The 23945-nt window shown below is 40.7% G+C and carries 25 protein-coding genes; 15 read left to right on the forward strand and 10 right to left on the reverse strand.

Annotated elements, in window-relative coordinates; all coding sequences use genetic code 11:
* Positions 1-5 precede the first annotated feature (5 nt).
* Together CFK37_RS10755 and CFK37_RS10760 are read right to left on the reverse strand one after the other, a co-directional pair.
* On the reverse strand, positions 6-1865 hold the full coding sequence (locus tag CFK37_RS10755) for an ABC transporter permease (protein WP_089061856.1): 1860 nt from the start codon (positions 1863-1865) through the stop codon (positions 6-8).
* A 15-nt stretch (positions 1866-1880) separates the two neighbouring features.
* Positions 1881-2648 carry an ABC transporter ATP-binding protein gene (locus tag CFK37_RS10760; RefSeq protein ID WP_089061857.1) on the reverse strand — a complete coding sequence of 256 codons (768 nt, stop codon included), beginning with the start codon at positions 2646-2648 and terminating at the stop codon, positions 1881-1883.
* A gap of 298 nt (positions 2649-2946) precedes the next feature.
* Here CFK37_RS10760 and CFK37_RS10765 point away from each other — a divergent pair, with 298 nt between their 5' ends.
* From CFK37_RS10765 to dhaM, 6 genes are all read left to right on the forward strand, one after another.
* Positions 2947-3372, forward strand: a complete 426-nt coding sequence (locus tag CFK37_RS10765; RefSeq protein ID WP_089061858.1) for a VanZ family protein — start codon at positions 2947-2949, stop codon at positions 3370-3372.
* Between the two features lie 259 nt (positions 3373-3631).
* Positions 3632-4462 (forward strand): MIP/aquaporin family protein, encoded by an 831-nt coding sequence (locus CFK37_RS10770; RefSeq protein ID WP_089061859.1) that lies wholly within the window; start codon positions 3632-3634, stop codon positions 4460-4462.
* 20 nt (positions 4463-4482) lie between these two features.
* Positions 4483-5976, forward strand: a complete 1494-nt coding sequence (gene glpK, locus CFK37_RS10775) for a glycerol kinase GlpK (protein WP_089061860.1) — start codon at positions 4483-4485, stop codon at positions 5974-5976.
* 785 nt (positions 5977-6761) lie between these two features.
* Positions 6762-7760: a dihydroxyacetone kinase subunit DhaK gene (dhaK, locus tag CFK37_RS10780; protein WP_089061861.1), complete on the forward strand. Its 999-nt coding sequence runs from the start codon at positions 6762-6764 to the stop codon at positions 7758-7760.
* Between the two features lie 49 nt (positions 7761-7809).
* Complete coding sequence (gene dhaL, locus CFK37_RS10785; protein WP_245837383.1) at positions 7810-8394, forward strand: dihydroxyacetone kinase subunit DhaL; 585 nt, start codon at positions 7810-7812, stop codon at positions 8392-8394.
* A 6-nt stretch (positions 8395-8400) separates the two neighbouring features.
* Positions 8401-8772, forward strand: coding sequence for a dihydroxyacetone kinase phosphoryl donor subunit DhaM (gene dhaM, locus CFK37_RS10790; RefSeq protein WP_089061863.1), 372 nt, complete (start codon positions 8401-8403; stop codon positions 8770-8772).
* A gap of 49 nt (positions 8773-8821) precedes the next feature.
* On the opposite strand, the gene CFK37_RS10795 is transcribed toward dhaM, so the two are convergent.
* Entirely contained in the window at positions 8822-9280 is a 459-nt protein-coding gene (locus tag CFK37_RS10795) for a hypothetical protein (protein ID WP_089061864.1), read from the reverse strand.
* Between the two features lie 75 nt (positions 9281-9355).
* A complete protein-coding gene (locus CFK37_RS10800; RefSeq protein WP_089061865.1) occupies positions 9356-10141 on the reverse strand; it encodes a Cof-type HAD-IIB family hydrolase in 786 nt (261 codons plus the stop codon).
* A gap of 418 nt (positions 10142-10559) precedes the next feature.
* Here CFK37_RS10800 and CFK37_RS10805 point away from each other — a divergent pair, with 418 nt between their 5' ends.
* Positions 10560-11756, forward strand: coding sequence for a pyridoxal phosphate-dependent aminotransferase (locus tag CFK37_RS10805; RefSeq protein ID WP_089061866.1), 1197 nt, complete (start codon positions 10560-10562; stop codon positions 11754-11756).
* 52 nt (positions 11757-11808) lie between these two features.
* Complete coding sequence (locus CFK37_RS10810) at positions 11809-12003, forward strand: YwbE family protein (protein WP_089061867.1); 195 nt, start codon at positions 11809-11811, stop codon at positions 12001-12003.
* Between the two features lie 40 nt (positions 12004-12043).
* Here CFK37_RS10810 and CFK37_RS10815 read toward each other — a convergent pair whose 3' ends face one another.
* Positions 12044-13741 (reverse strand): M3 family oligoendopeptidase, encoded by a 1698-nt coding sequence (locus tag CFK37_RS10815; protein WP_089061868.1) that lies wholly within the window; start codon positions 13739-13741, stop codon positions 12044-12046.
* A gap of 107 nt (positions 13742-13848) precedes the next feature.
* Between CFK37_RS10815 and CFK37_RS10820 the strand changes: the two genes are divergently transcribed.
* On the forward strand, positions 13849-14076 hold the full coding sequence (locus CFK37_RS10820) for a DUF2164 domain-containing protein (protein ID WP_089061869.1): 228 nt from the start codon (positions 13849-13851) through the stop codon (positions 14074-14076).
* Positions 14077-14399: 323 nt separating this feature from the next.
* A complete protein-coding gene (locus CFK37_RS10825; RefSeq protein WP_089061870.1) occupies positions 14400-14603 on the forward strand; it encodes a hypothetical protein in 204 nt (67 codons plus the stop codon).
* Positions 14604-14622: 19 nt separating this feature from the next.
* On the opposite strand, the gene CFK37_RS10830 is transcribed toward CFK37_RS10825, so the two are convergent.
* The 5 genes from CFK37_RS10830 to CFK37_RS10850 form a co-directional block, all read right to left on the reverse strand.
* On the reverse strand, positions 14623-15219 hold the full coding sequence (locus CFK37_RS10830; protein ID WP_089061871.1) for a DNA-3-methyladenine glycosylase: 597 nt from the start codon (positions 15217-15219) through the stop codon (positions 14623-14625).
* Positions 15220-15392: 173 nt separating this feature from the next.
* A complete protein-coding gene (locus CFK37_RS10835; RefSeq protein WP_089061872.1) occupies positions 15393-16127 on the reverse strand; it encodes an amino acid ABC transporter ATP-binding protein in 735 nt (244 codons plus the stop codon).
* 9 nt (positions 16128-16136) lie between these two features.
* Positions 16137-16838, reverse strand: coding sequence for an amino acid ABC transporter permease (locus CFK37_RS10840; protein WP_089063623.1), 702 nt, complete (start codon positions 16836-16838; stop codon positions 16137-16139).
* On the reverse strand, positions 16825-17634 hold the full coding sequence (locus tag CFK37_RS10845; protein ID WP_089061873.1) for an amino acid ABC transporter substrate-binding protein: 810 nt from the start codon (positions 17632-17634) through the stop codon (positions 16825-16827). Before CFK37_RS10845 ends, CFK37_RS10840 begins: the two co-directional genes overlap by 14 nt.
* 262 nt (positions 17635-17896) lie before the next feature.
* Positions 17897-18754, reverse strand: coding sequence for a CvfB family protein (locus tag CFK37_RS10850; RefSeq protein WP_089061874.1), 858 nt, complete (start codon positions 18752-18754; stop codon positions 17897-17899).
* 561 nt (positions 18755-19315) lie between these two features.
* On the opposite strand from CFK37_RS10850, the gene CFK37_RS10860 reads away from it, so the two are divergent.
* The 5 genes from CFK37_RS10860 (at position 19316) to hpaI (ending at position 23940) form a co-directional block, all read left to right on the forward strand.
* A complete protein-coding gene (locus CFK37_RS10860; RefSeq protein WP_089061876.1) occupies positions 19316-19639 on the forward strand; it encodes a CHY zinc finger protein in 324 nt (107 codons plus the stop codon).
* Positions 19640-19697: 58 nt separating this feature from the next.
* The gene (locus tag CFK37_RS10865; RefSeq protein WP_089061877.1) at positions 19698-19937 is read left to right on the forward strand and encodes a DUF362 domain-containing protein; all 240 of its coding nucleotides are present in this window, start codon (positions 19698-19700) and stop codon (positions 19935-19937) included.
* Positions 19938-20103: 166 nt separating this feature from the next.
* Positions 20104-21582, forward strand: a complete 1479-nt coding sequence (locus CFK37_RS10870; protein WP_089061878.1) for a Na+/H+ antiporter NhaC family protein — start codon at positions 20104-20106, stop codon at positions 21580-21582.
* A 553-nt stretch (positions 21583-22135) separates the two neighbouring features.
* Complete coding sequence (locus CFK37_RS10875; protein WP_089061879.1) at positions 22136-22804, forward strand: GntR family transcriptional regulator; 669 nt, start codon at positions 22136-22138, stop codon at positions 22802-22804.
* 233 nt (positions 22805-23037) lie between these two features.
* Positions 23038-23940: a 2,4-dihydroxyhept-2-ene-1,7-dioic acid aldolase gene (hpaI, locus tag CFK37_RS10880; protein ID WP_089061880.1), complete on the forward strand. Its 903-nt coding sequence runs from the start codon at positions 23038-23040 to the stop codon at positions 23938-23940.
* Positions 23941-23945 lie beyond the last annotated feature (5 nt).

Genomic DNA, 23945 nt, shown 5'->3' on the forward strand with positions numbered 1-23945 from the left:
TTTTTTTACATTTCTTTCGGCAAAACGATTCGTTTGTACATTTGAACCGTCAGCCAGTAGTAAATTCCATAAATGACAAGAAAAATACTGATTGGCAGCCAGATCTTGGTGTATGGTTCAACCAAAATAAACGAAAACATTTGCATGCCGACTATTACGTGGACGAGTCCAACCAATGCTGGGAATAAGAATACCAAAAATAATTCCCGGTAAATGGATTTCGTGAGCAATGATTTTCGTACTCCGATTTTTCTAAGCATGCTGTAACGGTGAATATCAGCAGTTGCTCCCGATAACAGTTTGAACATCAGCACACTGGCCATCATCATCAGAAAGGCAATTCCAAGGAAAAAGCCCATGAAAATCGTGCCGCTTGCGAAGTCTTTAAAAACAAGATAATCGGCTAATTTACTGCCGGAACCCTGCATATTCACTTTATCAGATGCTGCAGACAGTTCTAGTTGCCGTTCTTCCAGTTCTTTTATTTTTGGAAGTGCATCCGTAAAATCCTCAACCCGCACATTTAATACTTTTTTCTCTTCCATTTGCAATTGTTGATAGCCAGCTAAATCCAGAATGTAAATATTTCGATCGCCAAACATTTGATATCCCGCACGTAATTCGGTTGTTAATGCGGTTACCCATGGATCAGGGATGTCAGGGATACTCTTCGTATCGCCATAGACATATTTTGCTTCCGGCAGCTCAGCTGAAACACGTTCTGCTTCTGGCAGTTCCATTGCCTGTGTATTAAATTGTTTAACGAGTGGCGGATGGTCCACCAAGTCTTTTTTCAAGAAATAAACGCTGTCATCATCTACTTTATAATGGTACGTATTTTCTTCCTCTGTATCCATCGCACGTACTAGTTTCATATCCCGGTCGATTGGTTGGTGAATGGCAACATCATTTGCATGAAACATGCCAGCTTGCAATTCAACATTATTGTAAAACGATAGACCAGCAGTCATCGCGCCGAGTCCGAGAGCGACAAGCATGGAGACGGTAGCCAGCACCTTGGTCAGGTTATTGATTCGAAAACGCAATTGTCCCAATGTAAATGAATTAATTCCCTTTTCATTAAGGGTACGGATCCGTTTTACCTTTTTCATAAAATACGGTAACAATGAAATGAACAATAAGTAGGTGCCTGCTGTGATTGAAATCGCCGCGATTATCACACCAAATTGTGCTAATTCCCCCATATTGGTCATCGCGTAATAGCCAATTCCAATCAGAATAATTGAAAATAACACACCAACAATCGTCCAGCTGCCTTTAGCTTTCAGACCATCCTGTTTGTGCCCGGCGTGCATAAGATCCAAAACAGATTTTCTCGCAATCTTTACAGCATTTACAATTGATGTCAGCAGGAATAAGGCCACATAAAAGATAACCGTGGTAATAATCGATGACATGTAAAAAGGCTGGAATCCATCCGCTGAAAAATCAAGTTGTGCCATCAATAGGGACGCAATACCCTGCGCTAAACCAACGCCGATAACCAAACCTACAATCAATGAGATAATCCCGATAAAAAATGTTTCAAAAAACATTAATTGGGTGACTTTATGTTTCTTGGCACCAAGCGTCATGTACATGCCCATTTCCTTTTGACGCATGGAAAGCATAAAGGATGTCGCATAGAAAATATAAAACACGGTAATTGCTGCTAGCAGAAAAGATCCGACATGAAAAATAAACATGATGGAGCCAATAATGGCATTGGATTCAACGAATACTTCATTCTGTGCCAGTGTTTCAAACATATAAAAAATAGAAATGGAAATGGTAAGTCCAAATAGCAGGACTAAATAATCTTTAAACATTTTTCGCATACTTGCAAACGATAATTTTAGTAACATGTCTAGGGCCCCTCCTTAATCAATCTCGCCTGGTGAAGCAAAATCAGCGAGAACATGAAGAATCTCCTGGTGAAATTCATTTCTGTTTCTAGTGCGACTAATCTCTTTATATAAGGATCCATCCTGAATAAATAAAATGCGCTCACAGTAACTTGCGCTTAGTGGATCATGGGTAACCATCATAATCGAGACGTCATGATTGGTATTTAGATGTACCATTGCCTTCATTAAGTCTTTGGCGTTTTTTGAATCAAGTGCCCCTGTTGGCTCATCCGCTAAAATTATTGCCGGCTCGTGTACCAATGCCCGCGCGGCTGCAGCACGCTGCTTTTGGCCGCCCGAAACCGTGACCGGATATTTTTCCAAAATTGCTTGAATTCCTAATTTCTCAGCAACCTTTATCACGTCTGGTTTAATTTTTTTTGACGATACACCCTGAAGTGACAGGGGCAGTGCAATGTTTTCATAGATGGTCAGATTTTCAAGCAGGTTAAAGTCCTGAAAAATAAAACCTAATTCCGATGAACGGAAGTCGGCTAATTGTCCTGCCTTCATTGTTGTGATATCCGTTCCAGCTATTTCAATCGTGCCATCAGTCGGTTGATCCAATGTGGATACAACATTTAACAGGGTTGTTTTCCCGGCACCGGATGGACCCATAATTCCGACAAACTCACCAGCTTGTATATCAAATGAAACGCCTCTTAATGCCTGAAACTGATTTTCATTTTTTTTGCCAAACGTTTTATGAACGTTTTTAACGTTAACAACTGTATTACTCATTTTTTATTCCCTCCAAATTAAACTTTCTAAGGTTAGTTTAACTAGTCAGGAGCAATTCTCCTATGTTTTTTCCTTACGGGCAGCTTACAGTTTTGTAAGGTATTAGAAACAAGCTTCATGACGACACTGAATAAGAAACGCGCAGGCGCCCCGTTTAGCGACGTACAAATAGATAAGACTGTGAAAGTACGGTGAACTTTCCGTACATTCATCAGGACTAACTATTTGCTAGTCGCTGGAGCTAGACAGATTTTCGTTTATAATTTTTCTGATATTTTATAAAAAGTAGGGATAGATCATGTCATATTTGCTGTTGGTATTATGGATAGTTGGAATATTCATTGGAACTTGTACAAATAATGTTTATGATTTGTTTGCGAATGGGAAGATTGAATTTGTTTTTGTTCCTGATCCCAATTGGAATAATGCATTCAATTTTTATCCAATGGCTGAAGTTAATGCAGTTGAGTCGGTCGGACACTTTTTTATGTTTTTTATTTTAGCAGCACTTCTTGTTCTAGCTTTGCAAAAGATCATGTGGGCCGGTGCCATCGCTGTATCCTTTGGTATTCTGACTGAAATCGTACAGGTGTATTTCACGCGGGGTGCGGATTTATACGACCTGCTGGCAGATTCCCTTGGTGTTCTTACACTGCTATTCATTTGTATGCTGGCAAGATGGATAACTCCAGAAAATTATCATAAGGAAAGTCAGGCTAGCTGACCCCCATTGCACGGGCTTCCTGAGCTTTGCTCAATCACTTTTTAAAAGAAAAATGTTGACAGCGTTTTCAGTTAGCGTTAAAGTATATGTACAAGTTAATTTTCGTGGTTGAGATATGGAGACCCACATTTTATACACTACTTTTAAGTAAAGGACGTGTATTTAGGTGTGGGTCTTTTTATGTATATACTGGAAGAGAGCGCTTCCACGTCCTTACTTGTTGATTGAATTTAGTTATTATAAAATAAGGGGTGTTACTATGTCAGAGTTTTTAGCCGAATTAATTGGTACAATGATACTAATCATTTTCGGGGCAGGTGTTGTTGGAGGGGTAGTATTAAAAAAGTCAAAAGCGGAGGGTTCCGATTGGGTAGTTGTTACGATAGGATGGGGTCTTGCTGTTACAATGGGGGTCTATGCAGTTGGTAGTTTTACCGGTGCACATATCAACCCTGCGGTAACACTAGGTTTTGCCGCTGCTGGTGAATTTCCATGGTCTAAGGTTCCCATGTACATCAGCGCACAAATCCTTGGAGCAATAATTGGTGCCTGTATTGTCTTCTTGGCATACTTACCACACTGGAGTGCGACAAAAGATAAGGCGGCTAAATTAGGAGTATTTTCTACCGATCCGGCCATTTACAGTCCATTTTCAAACTTACTGACGGAAATCATCGGTACATTTGTTCTTGTGATGGGGCTGATGTTTATCGGAGCGAACGAAATCACAGAAGGTTTAAATCCACTAATTGTGGGCGCCTTAATTGTGGCAATCGGTATGTCTCTAGGTGGTCCAACCGGATATGCAATTAATCCAGCTCGTGACCTTGGCCCAAGAATTGCTCATGCAATTTTGCCAATACCGGGTAAAGGTGGATCAAATTGGAAGTATGCTTGGGTACCAGTTCTTGGCCCTGTATTAGGCGGTATTTATGGCGCATTATTTTATAACGCGATATTTTTAAGTGACTTTTCAGTAGCTTTCTGGATTTTAAGTGTCATAATGGCAATAATTGCAGTTACTGCAACAAGAAATGAACTTAAGAAAAATCATAATCCAGAAGAAATCGATGAACCAATCGAAAATTAATAAAAAGGGAGAGGTTTAGGATGAGTAAGCAATTTATATTATCAATTGATCAGGGAACAACCAGTTCACGGGCAATTCTTTTTAATGAGGCAGGGGAAATTGTAGAAACTGCACAAAAAGAATTTGAACAATTTTTTCCGAAGCCTGGTTGGGTGGAACATGACGCGAACGAAATTTGGACGTCTGTTTTAGCATGTATAGCTGAGGTATTGCGTAAAGCTGATATAGAAGCAAGTCAAATTGCTGGAATTGGTATTACGAACCAGCGTGAAACGGCGGTTGTCTGGGATAAACATACAGGCAAGCCAATTTATAAAGCAATTGTCTGGCAGTCCCGCCAAACGGAAGGTATTTGTAAAGAGCTTCGTGAACAGGGATATAATGATCTGTTCAGAGAAAAAACAGGATTATTATTAGATCCATATTTCTCCGGTACAAAAGTTAAATGGATTCTTGACAATGTTGAGGGTGCAAGAGAAAAAGCAGAGAATGGTGATTTATTATTTGGCACAATGGACACATGGCTTGTCCATAAACTAACAGGTGGAAAGAAGCATGTTACGGAATATTCAAACGCCTCAAGAACACTGATGTTTAATATTTATGATTTAAAATGGGATGACGAATTACTAGACATCCTAACCATTCCAAAAAGCATGCTGCCAGAAGTGCACCAGTCTTCTGAAGTATATGGCAATACCGTTGATTATCATTTCTTCGGTCAAGAGGTTCCAATTGCCGGAATTGCCGGTGACCAACAGGCAGCATTGTTTGGGCAGGCATGTTTTGAAAAAGGCATGGCCAAAAATACGTATGGCACAGGCGGTTTCATGTTAATGAACACAGGCGAAAAAGGTGTGGTATCCGAGAATGGATTGCTAACCACGTTAGCCTGGGGTGTTGACGGAAAAGTCGAGTATGCGCTTGAAGGAAGTATCTTTGTTTCAGGTTCAGCAATACAATGGCTTCGCGATGGATTAAAACTTATTGATAATGCACCAGAAAGTGAAGATTATGCACTAAGGGTGGATTCCACTGACGGTGTGTATGTTGTTCCAGCATTTGTTGGGTTAGGTACACCGTATTGGGATAGTGATGCGCGTGGCGCGGTATTTGGTCTAACGCGTGGTACTAAAAAAGAACATTTCATTCGGGCTACATTGGAATCACTTACCTATCAGACTAAGGATGTGCTTGATGCCATGATTTCTGATTCAGGTATTGATTTAAAGACATTGCGTGTTGACGGTGGAGCAGTTAAAAATAATTTCCTTATGCAATTCCAAAGTGACATTCTTGATGTTCCAGTTGAACGGCCAGTTGTTCAGGAAACGACTGCACTTGGAGCGGCATATTTAGCAGGTCTTGCAGTAGGGTATTGGAAAAGCAAGGATGAGATTGCTGACCAATGGAAAAATGAACGTACGTTTGAAAATGAACTGGATGATGAAAAAAGAAATGAGCTCTACGCTGGATGGAAGAAAGCTGTTGAAGCCACTAGAGTGTTTAAATAAGTAATAGCTATCCTTGAAAAGGGAAATGATGAAGAGACCAAGACCGCTAAAAAAGGATTTGGTCTCTTTTTTACAAAGCTGCTTTCCAAAAGATAGTTGTTTTGACACAAAATCCATAAACTGCGACGTAAATTTATAGAGTGTTTGGCCACCAATGCGGAAACACTTTGCTTGGGCAGCTAACGGGCCTCATTGCTTACGCTCTCCGGGGTCTCATTGAGGCTTCAGCCCAGGGCGACTGAAAAAGGTAAATATAGTACAAAATAGGTAGATCGATGATCGCATCTTGAATATACTGCGCTTTCCGCGGGCGAGTGACGAGCCTCCTCGGACTGCCGTCCTGCGGGATCTCGCCGATCTCTCACTTCCCGCAGGAGTCTGATGCTACGTATAGGTTGAAAAGTTAAATTTTAAAATCCGCCACTTTTTCAGTGCCCTTCTTATGCTTCCGGAGTCCCACCTAAGCCTATCATCTAAGCAGGAGTCGACTACTACTCGCAGCTACAATTGAAAAATGAAGAAATCGATGTTATGGCATTATAGGTGGCACTCAACCTTAGCGGAGGAAAAACGCGGAGACTCCTGTGGGAGCAGAAGCCTAGATGAGACCCCGGAGAGCGTAAGCTCGAGGAGGCTCATCAGCTGCCCACGGAAAGCGCAGTGTTTTTCCGCAGCGGTGGATTAACACTCATATAAAGTTACGCCGCAGTTTATATCAACTGCGACGATATTAGCAATAATCTATGTGATAACAGCTTTTTACAAAGATAAAGGAGCGATTATAAATGAAAAAAATTATTAATGATCCAGACAAGGTTGTTCAGGATATGATTAAGGGATTTGTTGCCGCATACCCAAACGATGTGAAGCAATTGCCGAACACAACTGGAATAGTTCGGAAGGAAGCACCTTTTTCAAACAAGGTTGGATTAGTTAGCGGCGGCGGAAGCGGGCATGAACCTGCACATGCCGGATATGTTGGACAGGGGTTACTAGATGCAGCCGTTGCAGGTGAAGTATTTACCTCACCAACACCAGATCAGTTGATTGAAGCGATAAAAGCTGTTGATGGAGGTGCTGGTGTATTTTTAATCATTAAAAACTATACTGGAGATATCCTGAATTTTGAAATGGCTGCTGAACTGGCAGAAGCTGAAGGAATTGAAGTTGATAAGGTTGTTGTTAATGATGATGTCGCCGTTGAGGACAGTTCATTTACATCAGGAAGAAGGGGGATTGCCGGGACAGTTTTTGTTCATAAAATTGCCGGAGCAAAAGCAGAACAAGGCGCTTCTTTACAGGATGTAAAACAAACTGCACAAAAGGTAGTGGCAAATGTTCGGTCCATGGGTGTGGCGTTAAGCTCATGCACAGTACCGGCAGCAGGGAAGCCAAGCTTTGAACTTGCAGATGATGAAATGGAAATTGGAATTGGCATACATGGTGAACCTGGAATTGAACGGAAGCAAATTGGCAGCGCAGATGACATTGCTGCTGAACTAACTAAAAAGATTCTGGAGGATAATAAGCTTACGAAGAATGATGATGTAGCTGTAATGGTCAATGGCTTAGGCTCTACACCGGAGATGGAACTCTACATTGTCAACGGAAAAGTGCAGGAACTGCTGGCGGAAAAAGGGATTAACGTTTATAAAACATTTGTCGGGGAATACATGACATCACTGGAAATGGCTGGCTGTTCCGTTACATTCTTAAAATTGGATCATGAATTAAAAGAGCTGCTAGACGCAGAATCAAATGCCCCAGCATTTCGAGCCAAGTAAAGGAGGAAATACAGTGCAGGTTTTACAGGTTGAACAAACTGTGCAATGGATGGACAAAACTAATACAAAAATACAAGAAAATAAAGAATATCTGACTACACTGGACCAGGCGATCGGTGATGGTGACCATGGAATCAATATATCCCGTGGTTTCCAAGAGGTAATGAACAAAGTTTCAGGTCAGGCGTATGAGCATGTTGCCGATGTTATGAAGGATGTAGCGATGACGTTGATGTCAAAGGTCGGTGGTGCAGCCGGCCCGTTATACGGGACAGCTTTTCTGAAACTATCCATGACCTTCAAGGGCCAGGACGTGGATTATGCTTTATTTTCACAGGGAATTGAAGATGCGCTTAATGGTGTTAAGCAAAGAGGAAAGAGCGATACCGGTGAGAAAACGCTTGTTGATGTCTGGTCTGCTGTCTCTGAACGACTTAAACAAGAAGAAAAGTTTGATGGTTCAGTATTAGAAGAAACTGCCAGGACTGCTATGGAAAATACCAAAGATACACTTGCTACAAAGGGTCGGGCAGCCTATTTGAAAGAGCGCTCGATTGGACATTTGGATCCTGGTTCCGTCTCTTCGTTTTACCTTTTCGAAGCATTCGCTGAAGTAATCAATGAAGGAGAGTGATTATGCATGTCTACTGTTGGATTGGTATTGATATCCCATAGTCCTAAAATTGTTGAGGGTGTTAAGGACATAATTAGTCAAGTCGTACAGAATGTGTCAATTGAATTAGCAGGCGGAACTGATGACGGTCAAATTGGTACAAGTATTGAAAAAATTCAAGCTGCTATTGAGCAAGCTAAGGGAGAGAAGGGCGTTCTGCTAATTTATGATATTGGCAGTGCCAAAATGAATGCAGAATTAGCAATCGAAATGTCTGGACTGGATTCGATTGAAATTGCTGAAGTTCCACTAGTGGAAGGTGCGTATGTGGCGGCGGTTGAATCAGGAATGAATAAGACACTTGAAGAGGTAAAAGCGAGTGTTGAAAAAGGTTTTTAAAAAAGGGGAAAGCGCCGTTATCGTTTATGGGCGCTTTCCCTTTTCTAACTTATCCTCTTTGAAATCCTTCTTCATCTAAAAATTGGGTGGCCTGTTTGTAGGAATGGAAAGATCCATCCAAATTTTGTCCAGCATATACGTTCCACAAGCCATCTTCATAGGTAAGTAACAGAGTCTGTTCGTTTGTATTAATCCAGCGTTCATCATCCGGAATGACTTCAGCATTTTCACTAGGTGAAAGGGATTTAATAGCCTGCTTGATAATATCCCGCAACGCACTTTCTGAATAATCCCGGATATTGGTCATACCTTTATGATCTGTTTCAAAATCCCCGATATTCCTTGTATACACAAACCCGTTGCCATTCGGATGAAGATTATGAACGACAATTTTTTTGTCGAGAGCACTTTTTTCATAATGAAAATTAACGCGACCCATTGATATATCTTTCCGTACTAGTTCAGGAAATGAGTTTATGATAGATAGTTTTTCTTCAAAAGTTAGCATAATTCCTCCGTTTAACACCTGGTTGACTTATAGATAGTATAACGTTTATTGGCTTTTATTATTACGGAACTGGTGTTATTCCACTAACCCAAGCTTTTTTAGACCATTAAAAATGCCTGAATCAGATACAGTAGTTGTTCGGTTCTTAGCATATGCAAACAAGTCGGGGTGGGCATTTCCCATTGCAAATCCTTCTCCAACCTCCTGTAGCATTTCCTTGTCGTTCATACCGTCGCCAAATGCAATCGCACCTTCTTTTGAATAGTTTAGTTTTTGAAGAATGGTTTTGATTGCTTCCCCTTTATTTACATTTTTTCGAATAACATCATAGCAGTTCCTAATGCCGCCAACATTAACCGGTGAAAGATACAGATTTTTATCAACAGAATAAAGAGCAAGGTCCTCATCATCGATATCAATCAATGTCATACTTAGAATTTCGTTTTTTATGTCCGGCTTTATTTGTGCATTTTCTTTTAGGTGAAAAGAATTGATAAAAGCCTTAGTAGCATCTGAATCTGGTGCTGAATAATAATTTCTCCCACTGGTATAAACGACAATTTCATGATTGTGTTTAGCAGTTGTTTCAAGGAAATAATCAATTGTACTTGTTTTCATTGGTTCATCTACCACTGTTTCCTTTTGATAAATGGCGAATGCACCGTTATATCCAATATAGGAATTAATATTGAGTTCCTTTGCCAAGTCATAAACTTCGTGAAGAGGACGCCCTGTTGCTACGAAAACTTCCACGCCTTGTTCTTTGACCTGCTTAACAGCGTCTTTTGTAGAGTCCATAATCGTATGATCAGGCCTTAAAATAGTACCATCGATATCCAAAAATAGTGTTTGATATGTCATGTTGATCTCCTTCTGCATTGCGCTCTTTAGAGGATGGTAAAAAAGTCCGCTAGAGGAGCTACACTTACTTGAACTTCTTTTTATCCTTCTATTTTGAGACACTTTTTAGCTTATTAATATCTAATAATAGTATCATAATCGTACACTTTAAGCTAAAATACGGATAAACTGTATGATAATATTTAACAAAACTAGGGGTGAGGTGGAAATGCGTGTTATGATGCTTCTGAATGATTTAAAGCATTATTGACCCCGATTATTTGCAAACATGCCTCTGCTGTTAAGGATGTAATTAATATAATTAATAAGTGAATAAATCAAAGCGACTTGTAGTTCAAACTGCGTGTCGCTTTTTCTTTACAAATTTTCCATCCAAGTCTATTATTAGTAACAATTATCATAATGGGGAGTGAGAGGTTTGCGAACGTTTGAACAATCGGAAACATTGAAGCGGCTGCCGGAGCAATTTTTTGCAAAGCTGGTGAAAAATGTGCAGCAGCTGCAGAGCGCGGGACATGATGTGATTAACCTGGGGCAGGGGAATCCGGATCTGCCTACACCTGAACATATTGTGAAAGCCTTACAGGGTGCCTCGGAGGATCCAATAAATCATAAATATTCACCATTTCAAGGTTTTCTTTACGCGAAACAAGCGATGGCTGATTTTTACCAAAGAGAATACGGGGTTGAATTGGACCCGGAAACAGAAGTAGCAATTATGTTTGGGTCGAAAGAGGGCCTTGCCGAAGTGAGTCAGTGTTTATTGAATCCAGGCGACACTGCATTGGTACCGGACCCAGGGTATCCCGATTATATGTCTGGAATTGCCCTTGCTGACGCAAAAACGGAAATGATGCCATTGCTTGCGGCAAATGACTTTTTGCCGGATTATCAACAAATTCCAGAAGATGTATTGGACCTAGCTAAGATCATGTTCTTAAACTATCCGAACAACCCGACATCTGCAACAGCTACAAAGGAATTTTTTGACGAAACGGTTAAAGTTGCAAAAGAGCATCAATTCTGTGTGTTGCATGATTTTGCGTATGGTTCAATAGGGTTTGATGGCAATAAACCACAAAGTTTCTTGCAGTCTGAAGGAGCAAAAGACGTTGGAATTGAGATGTATACATTGTCGAAAACTTACAATATGGCGGGTTGGCGTGTTGCGTTTGCAGTTGGAAATAAATCGGTAGTGAAAGGAATAAACCTGCTTCAAGATCATTTACACGTGAGTTTATTTGGCGGGATTCAAGCAGCTGCAGCAAGCGCATTGAATGGAGACCAGGAAGTGGTACGGAAATTAGTAGATACCTATGAAAACCGCCGGAATTGTTTTATTGAAAACCTGAATAAAATCGGCTGGAAGGTTGAGGCACCAAAGGGGACCTTTTTTGCCTGGCTGCCTGTTCCTGATGGTTATAGTTCTGAGGAGTTTTCAGAACTGTTACTTAACAAAGCGCATGTTGCAACAGCACCTGGAAATGGTTTTGGTTCTGCAGGGGAAGGCTATGTGCGAGTGGGATTGTTAGCGGATGAGGAACGGCTGGCAGAAGCGGCAGAGCGGATAGGGAACCTGAATATATTTGATCGGAAATCAGAGGGGATGAAGTAATGGAATTTGTCATGTATAATAAAACTAGTTGGAAAAAGAGAGGATCGTTAGCATGGCTGTTGATGGAAGGTATCGTGACCAGGTAAAGCCAGGGCTTGAAGTTGATATTGTATTGAAAAAGGATCAGCAGACAGGCCGGCTCACACATGGTATTGTAAAGGATTTACTAACAAATTCATCGTTTCACCCACATGGCATCAAGGTTCGCCTGGAAGACGGGCAAGTAGGTCGAGTTAATGTGAAATAGAAAAGATCGCTTCTCTCTATTTGAGGGAAGCGATCTTTTATTAGAAGGACTTATCGTCGACAGAGTCCAGCCATTTTTCAATTGTATCAACCACAGATTCTACGCAGCCTTCCTTAAATGGTGAACGAAGGTTTGCCGACTCGACAAGACCGAGGAAGGACTTTGTTCCGCCAAGCTGACATAGCTTAATATAGTCGTCCCATGCCGTCTTGTGGTCATCCTGTGCGCGTTTCCAGAACTGGAAGGCACAAATTTGAGCAAGCGTGTAATCGATATAATAAAAAGGTACATCATAGATATGCCCTTGACGCTGCCAAAAACGCCCTGATTCGAGGTATGCATTACCATCATAATTCCGATGTGGCAAATAGGTTTCTTCTAACTTTTTCCATGCTTGATTACGTTCCTCAGGTGTCCACTCCGGATTTTCATAAACAAGATGCTGAAACTCATCGACTGCAACACCATAAGGTAAGAACTGTAAGCCGTCAGCTAAATGAGCATACTTATATTTTTCTGTATCCTCCTTGAAAAACAATTCCATCCATGGCCATGTGAAGAATTCCATACTCATTGAATGGATTTCGGCCGCTTCATTTGTTGGAATTAAGTATTCAGGGATTCCAATGTTCCGGCTTTCATAAAACTGAAATCCATGACCCGCTTCATGTGTCAGAACATCAATGTCCCCTGATGTTCCGTTAAAGTTTGCGAAAATAAATGGTGACTGGTAATCCTCAATAAATGTACAATAGCCGCCAGCTTCCTTGCCTTTTTTGGCTTCCAAATCCATCAGGTTGTGATCAAGCATAAAATGATAAAATTCATTCGTCTCTGCGGATAATTCCTCGTACATTTTCTTCCCATTTTCAATAATCCATTCCGGTGTTCCTTTAGGAATAGCGTTTCCTGTCTTGAATTTGAATGATTCATCATAACTTTTTAGTTGATTAACGCCAATTCGAGCTGCTTGTTTTTCATAAAGCTTTGTTACAAGCGGAACGATGTAATCCCGGACTTGTTTTCGGAATACACTTACCATCTCCGCATCATAATCGATTCGAAGCATGCGGACATAGCCAAGCTCGACAAAATTTTTGTAACCAAGCGTTGTAGCAATTTCATGGCGTGTTTTCACAAGCTGGTCGTAAATATCATCAAACTTTTCAGCGTGTTGTGCAAAGAATCCGGAACTTGCCTCCATCGCCTTTTTCCTAGTTGCCCGGTCCTTATCCTGGGCATAAGGGCCAAGCTGTGCAAGTGTCAGCGTTTTACCTTGAAATTCAACCTCAGCCGATGCAACCAACTTGGAGTATTCAGATGTCAGCTTGTTTTCCTTTTGCAGTAGTTTGATAACCTTGGGATCAAATGTTTTAATCTCAAAGTCAGCAATACTGAAAAGTTGTTTGCCCCATTGTTTTTCCAGTTCATCACGGTAATCAGATGTAATCAGCGCTTTGTAAAAATCCGTGTTTAATGACTTAATTTCTGGCTCTATGTCATCGAAAAAGTCACGTTCCTTTTGATAAAATTCATCATTTGTATCAATGGAATCACGGATATAAACTAGATTGAATAAAGTTGATAGTCTGTTACGGAATGTATTGATTTCCTTAATTGCTTTATTTGCTTTTTCAATGGTTGAAGCATGCTTAAATGTGCTAAGTAAATCAGCGAACGCTGCTTTTTCGTTGTCTAAATTTGGGCGCTCGTACTTGTAATTTTCAAATGTCTGCATATAAGAACCTCCTCGTATACATAGTTAATTCGACAAAAAATATCGAATTCCTGCTCCTTATTGTTATACTAGTGCAGTAAATGTTTGTAACTGAAAGGAAGATTTCTATGAAACCAAAATTTGAATTATCGAAAGAACAAAAGGATGAAATGGCGAGTTTGATAAAAGGATATTTCGAAACTGAGCGCGGGGAGGACATTGGTGATTTGGCATCGTTGCTAATTTTGGACTTCTTTATTGAAGAGCTTGCTCCATTGTTTTACAACATTGGCGTGGAAGATAGTCACGCATATATGTCCAGCAAGCTTGATGAAATTTTTGAAATACAGAAATAGGTTCTATTATTGTTGCATATACATGTACAGTAGTTTATAAGTCATCGTATCGGGGTAATTATAAAGGTATTAGCAGGTTATTAGAATGAAAGGATGATTTCATGCTACGTACAATTTTGATGATCATTGGAGCTATTGTAGTAATTGGATGGATTATTTCATTATTATAAAAAATGCGGGAACTACTCAGAAAGCGATTGCTGTTCTGGGTGTTTTTTGCACTTGAAAAAGATTTAAAGGAGTTAAGTAAAATAATCTATTCATTCTATGTGCTTTGTCCAACTTCGCTGATTTGTTATCATAGATAGGAAGGGGGAATAGTTATGGTTATCAAGAACGGTGCGACATTGAGCAAGGACTATTTCCAATCCTATTTTAAATTACGAATGAATACACTTGGCTGCTCACTTGATCAAGCACGTGAGCAAACGTATGAGGAATTCTTTGGTGAAAATGCGGAACGGTTTGGAAGGGCAACTTATCAGCATTTTATCGAGGCTTATCAAGAAATGGATAAAAAAACGTGAGGCGACCATTACAAGTGCCTCACGTTTTTTTTGATACAAATTTATTTTCCTTCACTGAGAACCGCCATGGATAATGCACCGCTTCACCCGAATTATGGATACCAATTCGTGGTCCAGCTACAATCTGTGCGTCATCAATCAACTGTCCTTCCATAATTTGCAACGGAGGTTTATCAAGTTGATGTCCGTAGTCAGCCATAGTTATCCCGAGTGCTTTCGTTAATTTACCCGGCCCATTTGTCCATTGAAATTGATTCTTTGCTTTTGGTCTTCGTGGAGCCATTAATTCCTGACCATCCACAGGTTCGACTGCCCTAATTAAAATTGCTTCAGGTTTACCGACTGCCCCGCTTACCACATTAATCAGACAATGTGTATGCATGGTATGGGTATAGGCAATACCAGGTTCACCAAACATAACCTCAGTGCGTTTGGTGCGGCGGTTGCCAAAACTATGTGCCGCGCGATCATCGGGCCCCATATATGCTTCTGTTTCCACTATCATTCCCGAAGCAATGCCTTCAGGTGTCTTTTTGACCAATATACAGCCTAGCAATGCTTTGGCAAGTTCCAAGGTTGGTTGGTGGTAAAATTCTTTTTTTAGTGGACGGTTCATGTGTTATACCTCCTAATAGAAAAAGGCTAACATATGTCAGCCTATTATCGCAGTTTGACGGGCAGTATTTCCCCCAAAACAAGCTTGGCTCAGAAAAATTTAAGTGGGGAAACTGCCCGTACAAGCCCGATTGGTTGGGAAGAAATAAAAACCCCCACTGAATGAAATATCACTTATTGCAGTTTATTAAGAAATTGTTTGGTTCTTTCTTGTTTTGGATTGTTGAATATGTCATTTGGTTTTCCGCGTTCGACAATTACTCCGTTATCCATGAACAATACTTCGTCCGCAGCTTCTTTCGCGAATTTCATTTCATGACTGACAACTACCATCGTCATTCCCTCTTCAGCTAAATCCTTCATTACCTTGAGAACTTCACCAACAAGCTCAGGGTCTAAGGCAGATGTTGGTTCATCAAATAAAATAAGCTTAGGATCCATTGCTAATGCACGGGCAATTCCAACTCGCTGTTGCTGCCCACCCGACAATTGGTAAGGATACGCATCCACTTTTTCAGCGAGTCCAACCTTGGTCAAGAGCTCTCGCGCAATTTCCCTGGCCTTGCTTTTCTTCATTTTTTTAACGGTAACAAGTCCCTCCATCACGTTTTCTGCCGTGGTAAAATGGGGGAATAGGTTATGTGTTTGAAACACCATTCCTGTTTGTTCCCGCAGTTTTCGAATTTCCTTTTTTCGTGGACCATTCTTAAAATCTACTTGCTGATTATTTATATTAATTATTCCTTTACTTGGTGTTTCCAAAGCATTTAAACAACGAAGAAAGGTAGTTTTACCTGAACCTGATGGCCCAATCATAACGATAACTTTCCCTTTTTCAATATTTAAATCAATTCCTTTTAATACTTCAAGGTCACCGAATTGGATGTGTAAGTCATTAACAGCTAACATGATATCCCCCTATTTTGCGATATACCGATCTAATTTTTGCTCGATTCGCCCCTGGGCAAAAGATAGAATCATACATATTACCCAATAAATTAGTGCAGCCTCTGAATAAATCAGTAGAAATTCATAGTTTTGGGCGGCGATCTCCTGCGCTTTACGAAACATTTCCGCAACAATGATAGTAGAGGCAAGCGATGTATCCTTTACCAGGCTAATAAACGAGTTCGATAATGGCGGAATAGATACCCGTGTTGCTTGTGGCAGAATTATCCTCCGCAATGCCTGAGTATACGTCATGCTGATGGAAAATCCTGCTTCCCATTGGCCCTTTGGGATTGACAGGAGGGCCGCACGAATGATTTCTGATCCATACGCACCAACGCTTAATGAAAACCCGATGATGGCGGCAGTAAATGAATCGATTGTAATTCCGACACTTGGCAGACCAAAAAATATGATGAATAATTGAACAAGTAAAGGCGTACCACGTAAAATTGACACATAAAACCGGGCAATCCACTGTAATGGTTTGATGCCTGATAATCGGGCAAGTGCTGTGAGTACAGCAAGAATTAACCCAATAACAAATGTGATTAAGGCTAATGGGATTGTATAAATTAAAGCTCCCTGGATTAATGGCCAAAGGGAGCTTATAAAAATGTCCAAGTATTCTTGTTGCATTTCAGGACTCGTAAAAATATTACTTAGATACATCTTCATTAAACCATTTCTTGGAGATTTCTAGATATGTGCCATCTTCCTTCATTTCAGCTAGTGCTTTATTGACAGCCTCAATCAATTTATCACTACCTTCACGGAAGGCGAAAGCGGTTTGTGACGCATCATCTTCGCGGTCAACAATTTTAATTGGCGCATCTTTTTGTGTATTTAAATAATCCAGTACAGATAATCGGTCATTAATTGTTGCTTTCACCCGTTTGGACGCAATCAACTGCATTGCTTCTTTGAAACCCTCGACCGATGTCACGTCGGCTCCATATTCTTTGGCGATGTCCGCGTAGTTGCTTGTCAAAGATTGAGCAGATGGTACGCCGTCGATATCTGCAAAGCTTTTAATTTCATTATTATCTTTATGTGTGACAAGTACAGCGGATGATTTGGTGTAAGGATCTGAGAACTCATATTTTTCTTTTCGTTCAGGTGTCTTACCAACCTGGTTTGCAATCATGTCAAACCGTGCAGAGTTTAAACCAGCAAACATGGAATCCCATTTTGTTTCTTTAAATACTGCTTTTACGCCGATGCGATCGGCTACTTCGCGGGCGATTTCCACATCAAATCCGGTAAGTTCGCCTTCATCATTATGGAATGTAAATGGCGGATAAGTACCTTCAGTTCCAATTAAAATCTTCCCTTTATCCTGAATGCTTTTATATAAGTTTTTACTGTCTGAAGCATTATTGCTGCCCGCATTTTCTTCGTCAGTGCCACATGCAGAAAGAACTAGGATAAAACATAATACAATAATGCTAAGAAGTGCTTTTTTCATCAGAATTTCCTCCCTTTACTTATACTTTAGAAAGTATAAGTGTTTATCAGTATAAAATATGAAAATTCCAAGGTCCTAAGACCAAGTAATTTTATATGAATTAAAGCCTTTAATATATTAAGTTATTAAGTATGAATAGTCAAGTAAAGAATCTTTGTCCTTTATTCTGTGCTGCACAGCTGCAAACTATTATTCCGACAGATGTGGGAAAAGCACCATAGATACAAAAAACACCTGCACAAAGGCAGATGTTTGTATGGGATTATTTTTTTAGATGTGTTTCTCCATTTATTTGTTCTATTTTTCCATCCTTCATCAGTTTGCCAAGTGCACGTTTGAAGGCAGATTTACTAATGTTAAATGTACCAAGAATATCATCGGGATCACTTTTATCGCTAAAGGGAATGACACCTTCATTTTCCTCAAGGTGCTGAAGGATTGCTTCCGCATCCTCAATCCTGCTGTGTTGCTTCAATGGGCGCAGTGACATGTTCAGACTGCCATCCGCCTTAACTTCAATTACCCGTCCAGTTACCCATTCTCCTAATCTGGGTTCTGCCTTTCGTTCCGTATGGTGGATAAAGCCACGATAGTTTTCCTCCGTAAGAATGACGGATCCCTCTTTGCTTGTTCGAAAAACACGTCCGCTAAGTGTTTGATTCAATGCCTCATTCGGTGCATTCACCCATTCAAGATCAAGAATTCCCTCTGATGCTGGGATTGCCAGCAAACGTCCTTTTTGGTCGGTGCCAAGGGTGACATATAATTTGTCGCCTGGGATGGGCCATACATTTTCAAAAAGTGGCAAATCATCTTTTGATACTAGAATTTCTTTTGTTGTCCCAATATCGACAAAGGCACCAAGGTTTTTGACAACTTCAACGACATCTGCAAAACCGTATACATCCCGTTCGATACTTGGGAGTTTTGTTGTCGCGGTCATTTGTCCTTTCTTATCCATATATATAAAAACATCGACCTCCTGGTGTTCGGTTAGTTCATGTTCTGTTTCATTGTGATGCAGGAGCACTTCTGACATCCCCTTCTTTAGAACGTAGCCTGTATCAATCTTTCTAAGTACTTCCATTGTTTGATTTGTCCCAATCAGTAAATCACTCATTCTTCAGCTTCCTTCCATTAATATGTATTGGAAAAGGGGCACCCTCACTATAAGAGTACCCCTCCGATTCATTACGTAACATATAAGTTTTGATTTTTATTTTCCATTCCCTGGAATTCAGGGAGAATAATTTCCATTTGAAAGTCTGTGACTTCCATAACCGCGGTAATTGTTCCACTAACTTAAGCAACGTAAACCCTACCTGCTTTTACGTCCTTGCGACCCCTTAGTCGCGCCAGTGTGAATAAGCTTTCCTTAAAATATCTTGCGTAGAATTGCCATTTTATCTTACTTTATATATTACAAAATCTAACATTACTATTATACCCTATTTATGTGTATTGTCAAACCTATGTTCCGAAATAAGAAAGCATAAAGGAAAAGCGTAAGCGCCCGGTAAGAAGCGGGCGCATAAGCAAGGGACCGTAGAACGCACGGGTTTCGCGTTCGAAGTGTCCATTGCTTATGACGGCAGCTTCTGGGCGCAGGAGCTAGACATATCATGATATAAGTTTGCACAAGCTCTGAATGCCGGGTATTATATAAGGTGGAGGGATTGTAATGAAGGTGATTGGATCAATTGATCATGAAACACGATGTAAGCATTACCATACGGAAAGGGACCGGATTGCGATTAAATTTTACTGCTGCGGTCAATACTACCCTTGTTATCAGTGTCATGCAGAACATGGCTGTGGCAATCCAGAGGTATGGCCGAAGTCAATGTATAATCAGCAAGCCGTATTATGTGGTGCCTGTGGAACGGAATTAACGATACAACAATATTTAGATAGTGGATCGGTATGCCCGTCGTGTCATGCTTCCTTTAATCCCGGGTGTTCACTGCATGCTCATTTATATTTTGAAAATAAGCATGCGACTTGAAATTCGCGCCCTTTCTATTATTTAATAGAGTAAGTTGGTTTTTTAAGGAGGGAATGTTGTGGCATTTGTAATTTTGGACCCATGCGGACCGGAAAAATCCGCTGAATGTGTAAGTGTATGTCCAGTTGATTGCATTGAAGAAGGCAAGGATCAATTTTACATAGACCCGGATATTTGTATCGATTGTGGTGCATGTAAAGCGGTTTGCCCGGTTGATGCGATAGAGGAAGAGTATGATTTGTCACCTGATCAGGAAAAGTTCTTAGAAAAAGCAGAGGCGTTTTTTGCTGATAAATAAGCAAATGTCTCATTGGATTTCTAATTTCTAATTTATATAAATTATGATAATATAATATATGGTCTAACGTAAAACAGTCATCTAAATGGATGGCTGTTTTTATTCAAAGGTATTCGACAAAAGATGACAAGGTTCGGTGTATGGTACCGAGTAGGAGGAGGAAAGTATGACTTCAGCAGAAGAAGAGTTAGCACGTACAGAAGGAAGTAAGCGGATTCAAAAGTTGGATTTCAGACTAGGAGCTTTTGGTGCAGCAGTTCCGTTAGTATTTTTTGTTGTTTGGGCGATTACAACCAGTGTCCTAAAGCTTTCATCTGAAGTGGGGCTTGTTATGGGTGCACTAATTGGGATTACACTTGGTTTATTCTTCAGTAAAAGTAAGTGGGGCGACTATGCCCAGGGGTTGTTTGATGGACTAGCCCAACCGGTAGGTGTTGTGGCAATCGTAGCATGGTTTTATGCTGGTATGTTTGCCCAAATTCTTCAAGTTGGCGGACTTGTGGAAGGACTAGTGTGGATTGGTGGTATTACCGGACTCACTGGAGGATTGTTTGCAGCAATGACATTCCTGCTGGCAGCAATTTTTTCTACAGCAGTTGGTACCGGATATGGAACAACAGTTGCCTTTTGTACACTAATGTATCCGGCGGGTGTCGCAGTTGGTGCTGATCCTACATTTATGTTCGCAGCTATTTTGGCTGGGGCAGTATTTGGTGATAACTTAGCACCGGTTTCAGATACTACCATTGTATCTGCAACTACGCAGGAAGCGGATGTGCCAGGCGTTGTTCGCAGCCGTTTTAAATATTCTATTATGGCGGCGATTCCAACTACCATTTTATTCGCAATATTCGGTGGTGGAGGAACAGCCGCTGGAGGTTCTGCGGGTGCATCTGCCATAATGGATGCCAATGAACCAACAGGTTTGGTTATGCTTATCCCATTTGCAATTGTACTTATTTTAGCTTTAACCGGGCAGCATTTAGTTACCTCCTTGACCTGGGGTATTTTGGCAGCAATTGGAATCATTGTTGCGATGAACCTTGCTGCGTTTTCCGATATTATCAGTTTTGATCCTAATTCTGATACAGTTATAACCGGCGCACTGGTTGAAGGAGTTATGGGTTATATGAACATGGCAGTCTTAATCCTGCTGATTGTCGCTTGTGCCCACTTATTAAAATTAGGCGGGACGATGGACGCAATTACTGGTGTGATGATCAAATGGATTAAAAATTCCGTTCGACGTGCAGAGCTTGCTATCTGGGGGATCGTAGCATTACTAAACAGTGCTATTACTATTAACACAGCTGCAGAAATTGCTGCCGCGCCTTTTGTAAAAGAATTAGGGGAAAAATATAAGATTCATCGCTATCGCAGGGCAAACATGCTTGACGCGGTTACTTCAGCACTTGGTTACATTTTTCCATGGGGGGCGCCTGTTTTATTGGGATGGTCAACCATCAAATTATCGAAAGAAACATATGAATGGTTGCCTGTTGTTTCTCCAACAGAAGTATTCCCATTTGTTTTCCAGGGCTGGTTCCTGGTTGTAATTATGCTGATTGCGGCAATTACTGGATGGGGATTGCGATTTGAAGGTAAAAATGATGAGGAATTAAAAGAACGACCAACTGAATCATAACAACGGCATTTTTTCACATAGTTTGTAGCTAATATCATCACAGTTGATAAAAACTGCGATGTAACAGGAGGCCACTGAAAAAGGTAAATATAGTACAAATATGCGGATCAATTATCGCATCTTGAATATACTTCGCTTTCCGTGGGAGAGTGCCGAGCCTCCTCGGACTGCCGTCCTGTGGGGTCTCGCCGATCTCTTACTTCCCACAGGAGTCTCCGTATATTCAAGATGCTAAGTAAAAGTGAAAAGCTAAATTAGTAAAATCCACCACTTTTTCAGTGCCCTTTGTAACAGTCCGGGGAGGCTCGTCACTCGCCCGCGGAAAGCAACGGTCTGCAGCGGAAAACAACCCAGCGCATATGTCGCAGTTTATGGATTTTGTGTCAAAAACAACAATCTTTTAAAAATCAGCCATAGTAATGAAAAGAGTCCATAGTCCATGGGTGGGAAAGTCATGGCGGGGCTCTTTTTTGCTTGACCTAAAAGATGTAAAGATTTACTAATCCTTTGATGGGTTGACGTCATATATCAAATCATATATTATTAGACTATTATGATAAAAGAAAACAAGCAACAGAAAGCGTATCGGGTAATTAAGGAAAGAATAATTGAACGTGTTTTTGTGCCTGGTCAACGGATTGTAATCGATCAATTGGCAAAGGAACTGAAGTCGAGTTCGATTCCTGTCAGGGAGGCTATTCGCCAGCTTGAATCGGAGCGGCTGGTATTTTACAAACAAAATGTCGGTCCGGTCGTGGCACAGGTGAATGAAACAGCATACTCAGATGCACTACGGGTATTGGCGGTACTAGAGGGCTATGCGACAGCAATGACTGGTGTTGATTTTCCAAAAGAAAAGATAACCATGTTGAAAGAAAAAAATAAGGAAATGGAGGTGGCACTGGAAGACTTCGATATATTACTGTATGGAAAACTGAATTTCCAATTTCATCAAATCATTTGTGAGGAGTGCAAAAACCCTTACTTGGTTGAACAAATTAAGGACACATGGGCAAGACTCGATTCAATCCGCGGACTAGGTTCGACATTGTATTCGAAAAGGGTGAAGACATCAATCATTGAACATAACGAACTAATTGACTTGCTTGAAAACAGTTCAGACTTTCCCGTATTAGAATCGGCAGCACGGATGCATAAAATCAGAACAGCAGAGGATTTTGAGCGCAGAAGGCTAAAACAACTAGAAATAAGTGACACGTAAAAACTCTGTCCGGGATTTATTGCCCCAAACAGGGTTTTTAGTTTGTTAATAAAAGTAAGCGTTTACATTTGATTAATATTTTTTAAGTCTCTTGATGGTATGGGAGCCAACGTGTTGCCAATACCAAAGTAATTTGGTCAGTATTGACATCATATTTGAAATCATATACGATTTAATTGTTCAGAAAATTGGTAAGAAAAAAAGAACGGATTTCTAAACGGAGGGTTAAAAATATGGCGTATGAAGAAGCGAAAAAGCGGTTCAGGGGGTCAATTTCTCCAGTCATTACACCGTTTAACGAAGATGAGAGTATTGATTTTAATAAATTCAAAGAATTAATAAACTGGCATATCGAAAAAGGAAGCCATGGCATTTCAGTTACCGGAACTTCAGGTGAACCAAGTTCCATGTCTGTCGATGAGCGCATGACAGTTATGGAGACAGCATGTAAAACAGTTAATGGACGTGTCCCATTTATTCCTGGAACTGGTTCCACGAATCATGATGAAACAATGCGGATGACAAAAGCTGCACAGGAAATGGGGGCGGATGGTGCGCTCGTCATTGTTCCGTATTACAATAAACCAAATCAGCATGCATTGTACAAACATTTTAAAACGGTTGCGGATTCAGTCGACATACCGATTATTTTATACAATATTCCTGGACGTACGGCGGTTAACCTAGAGGCTGACACGATAGCCCGATTAGCTGAAGACTGCGAAAATATCATTGGCGTTAAGGAAGCAAACAAAGACTTCGAACATGTAAATAAAGTGTTACTGAAGGCTGGACGTGATTTCAATCTTTATTCCGGTATTGAGGTGCTCTGTTACCCGATGCTTGCAATTGGCGGTGCTGGCCATATCAGTGCGACCGCAAACGTTGCACCAACAGAGGTGGCTGACTTATATAACAAGTGGGAAGTGGGAGATGTAAAAGGCGCTCAGGATCTGCATTACTCATTAATGCCGCTAAATGACGTTCTATTTCGTGACACAAACCCGGCTCCCGCCAAAGCTGCATTAGGGATGATGGGTAAAATTAAACCGGTATTGCGCAAACCACTTGATGTACCATCAGAAGCAGTCCAGGCTGAAATTAGGGAAACACTAAAAGCATATAAATTACTTTAAGAGCA

The sequence above is a fragment of the Virgibacillus phasianinus genome (genome assembly GCF_002216775.1).
GTDB classification, from domain to species: domain Bacteria; phylum Bacillota; class Bacilli; order Bacillales; family Amphibacillaceae; genus Virgibacillus_F; species Virgibacillus_F phasianinus.

Bases quoted from the DNA above. Each gene is read 5' to 3' on its own strand.
- CFK37_RS10755 (WP_089061856.1), bottom strand. From the start codon at position 1,865: ATGTTACTAAAATTATCGTTTGCAAGTATGCGAAAAATGTTTAAAGAT.
- CFK37_RS10760 (WP_089061857.1), bottom strand. From the start codon at position 2,648: ATGAGTAATACAGTTGTTAACGTTAAAAACGTTCATAAAACGTTTGGC.
- CFK37_RS10765 (WP_089061858.1), top strand. From the start codon at position 2,947: ATGTCATATTTGCTGTTGGTATTATGGATAGTTGGAATATTCATTGGA.
- CFK37_RS10770 (WP_089061859.1), top strand. From the start codon at position 3,632: ATGTCAGAGTTTTTAGCCGAATTAATTGGTACAATGATACTAATCATT.
- glpK (WP_089061860.1), top strand. From the start codon at position 4,483: ATGAGTAAGCAATTTATATTATCAATTGATCAGGGAACAACCAGTTCA.
- dhaK (WP_089061861.1), top strand. From the start codon at position 6,762: ATGAAAAAAATTATTAATGATCCAGACAAGGTTGTTCAGGATATGATT.
- dhaL (WP_245837383.1), top strand. From the start codon at position 7,810: ATGGACAAAACTAATACAAAAATACAAGAAAATAAAGAATATCTGACT.
- dhaM (WP_089061863.1), top strand. From the start codon at position 8,401: ATGTCTACTGTTGGATTGGTATTGATATCCCATAGTCCTAAAATTGTT.
- CFK37_RS10795 (WP_089061864.1), bottom strand. From the start codon at position 9,280: ATGCTAACTTTTGAAGAAAAACTATCTATCATAAACTCATTTCCTGAA.
- CFK37_RS10800 (WP_089061865.1), bottom strand. From the start codon at position 10,141: ATGACATATCAAACACTATTTTTGGATATCGATGGTACTATTTTAAGG.
- CFK37_RS10810 (WP_089061867.1), top strand. From the start codon at position 11,809: ATGGCTGTTGATGGAAGGTATCGTGACCAGGTAAAGCCAGGGCTTGAA.
- CFK37_RS10815 (WP_089061868.1), bottom strand. From the start codon at position 13,741: ATGCAGACATTTGAAAATTACAAGTACGAGCGCCCAAATTTAGACAAC.
- CFK37_RS10820 (WP_089061869.1), top strand. From the start codon at position 13,849: ATGAAACCAAAATTTGAATTATCGAAAGAACAAAAGGATGAAATGGCG.
- CFK37_RS10825 (WP_089061870.1), top strand. From the start codon at position 14,400: ATGGTTATCAAGAACGGTGCGACATTGAGCAAGGACTATTTCCAATCC.
- CFK37_RS10830 (WP_089061871.1), bottom strand. From the start codon at position 15,219: ATGAACCGTCCACTAAAAAAAGAATTTTACCACCAACCAACCTTGGAA.
- CFK37_RS10835 (WP_089061872.1), bottom strand. From the start codon at position 16,127: ATGTTAGCTGTTAATGACTTACACATCCAATTCGGTGACCTTGAAGTA.
- CFK37_RS10840 (WP_089063623.1), bottom strand. From the start codon at position 16,838: ATGTATCTAAGTAATATTTTTACGAGTCCTGAAATGCAACAAGAATAC.
- CFK37_RS10845 (WP_089061873.1), bottom strand. From the start codon at position 17,634: ATGAAAAAAGCACTTCTTAGCATTATTGTATTATGTTTTATCCTAGTT.
- CFK37_RS10850 (WP_089061874.1), bottom strand. From the start codon at position 18,754: ATGAGTGATTTACTGATTGGGACAAATCAAACAATGGAAGTACTTAGA.
- CFK37_RS10860 (WP_089061876.1), top strand. From the start codon at position 19,316: ATGAAGGTGATTGGATCAATTGATCATGAAACACGATGTAAGCATTAC.
- CFK37_RS10870 (WP_089061878.1), top strand. From the start codon at position 20,104: ATGACTTCAGCAGAAGAAGAGTTAGCACGTACAGAAGGAAGTAAGCGG.
- CFK37_RS10875 (WP_089061879.1), top strand. From the start codon at position 22,136: ATGATAAAAGAAAACAAGCAACAGAAAGCGTATCGGGTAATTAAGGAA.
- hpaI (WP_089061880.1), top strand. From the start codon at position 23,038: ATGGCGTATGAAGAAGCGAAAAAGCGGTTCAGGGGGTCAATTTCTCCA.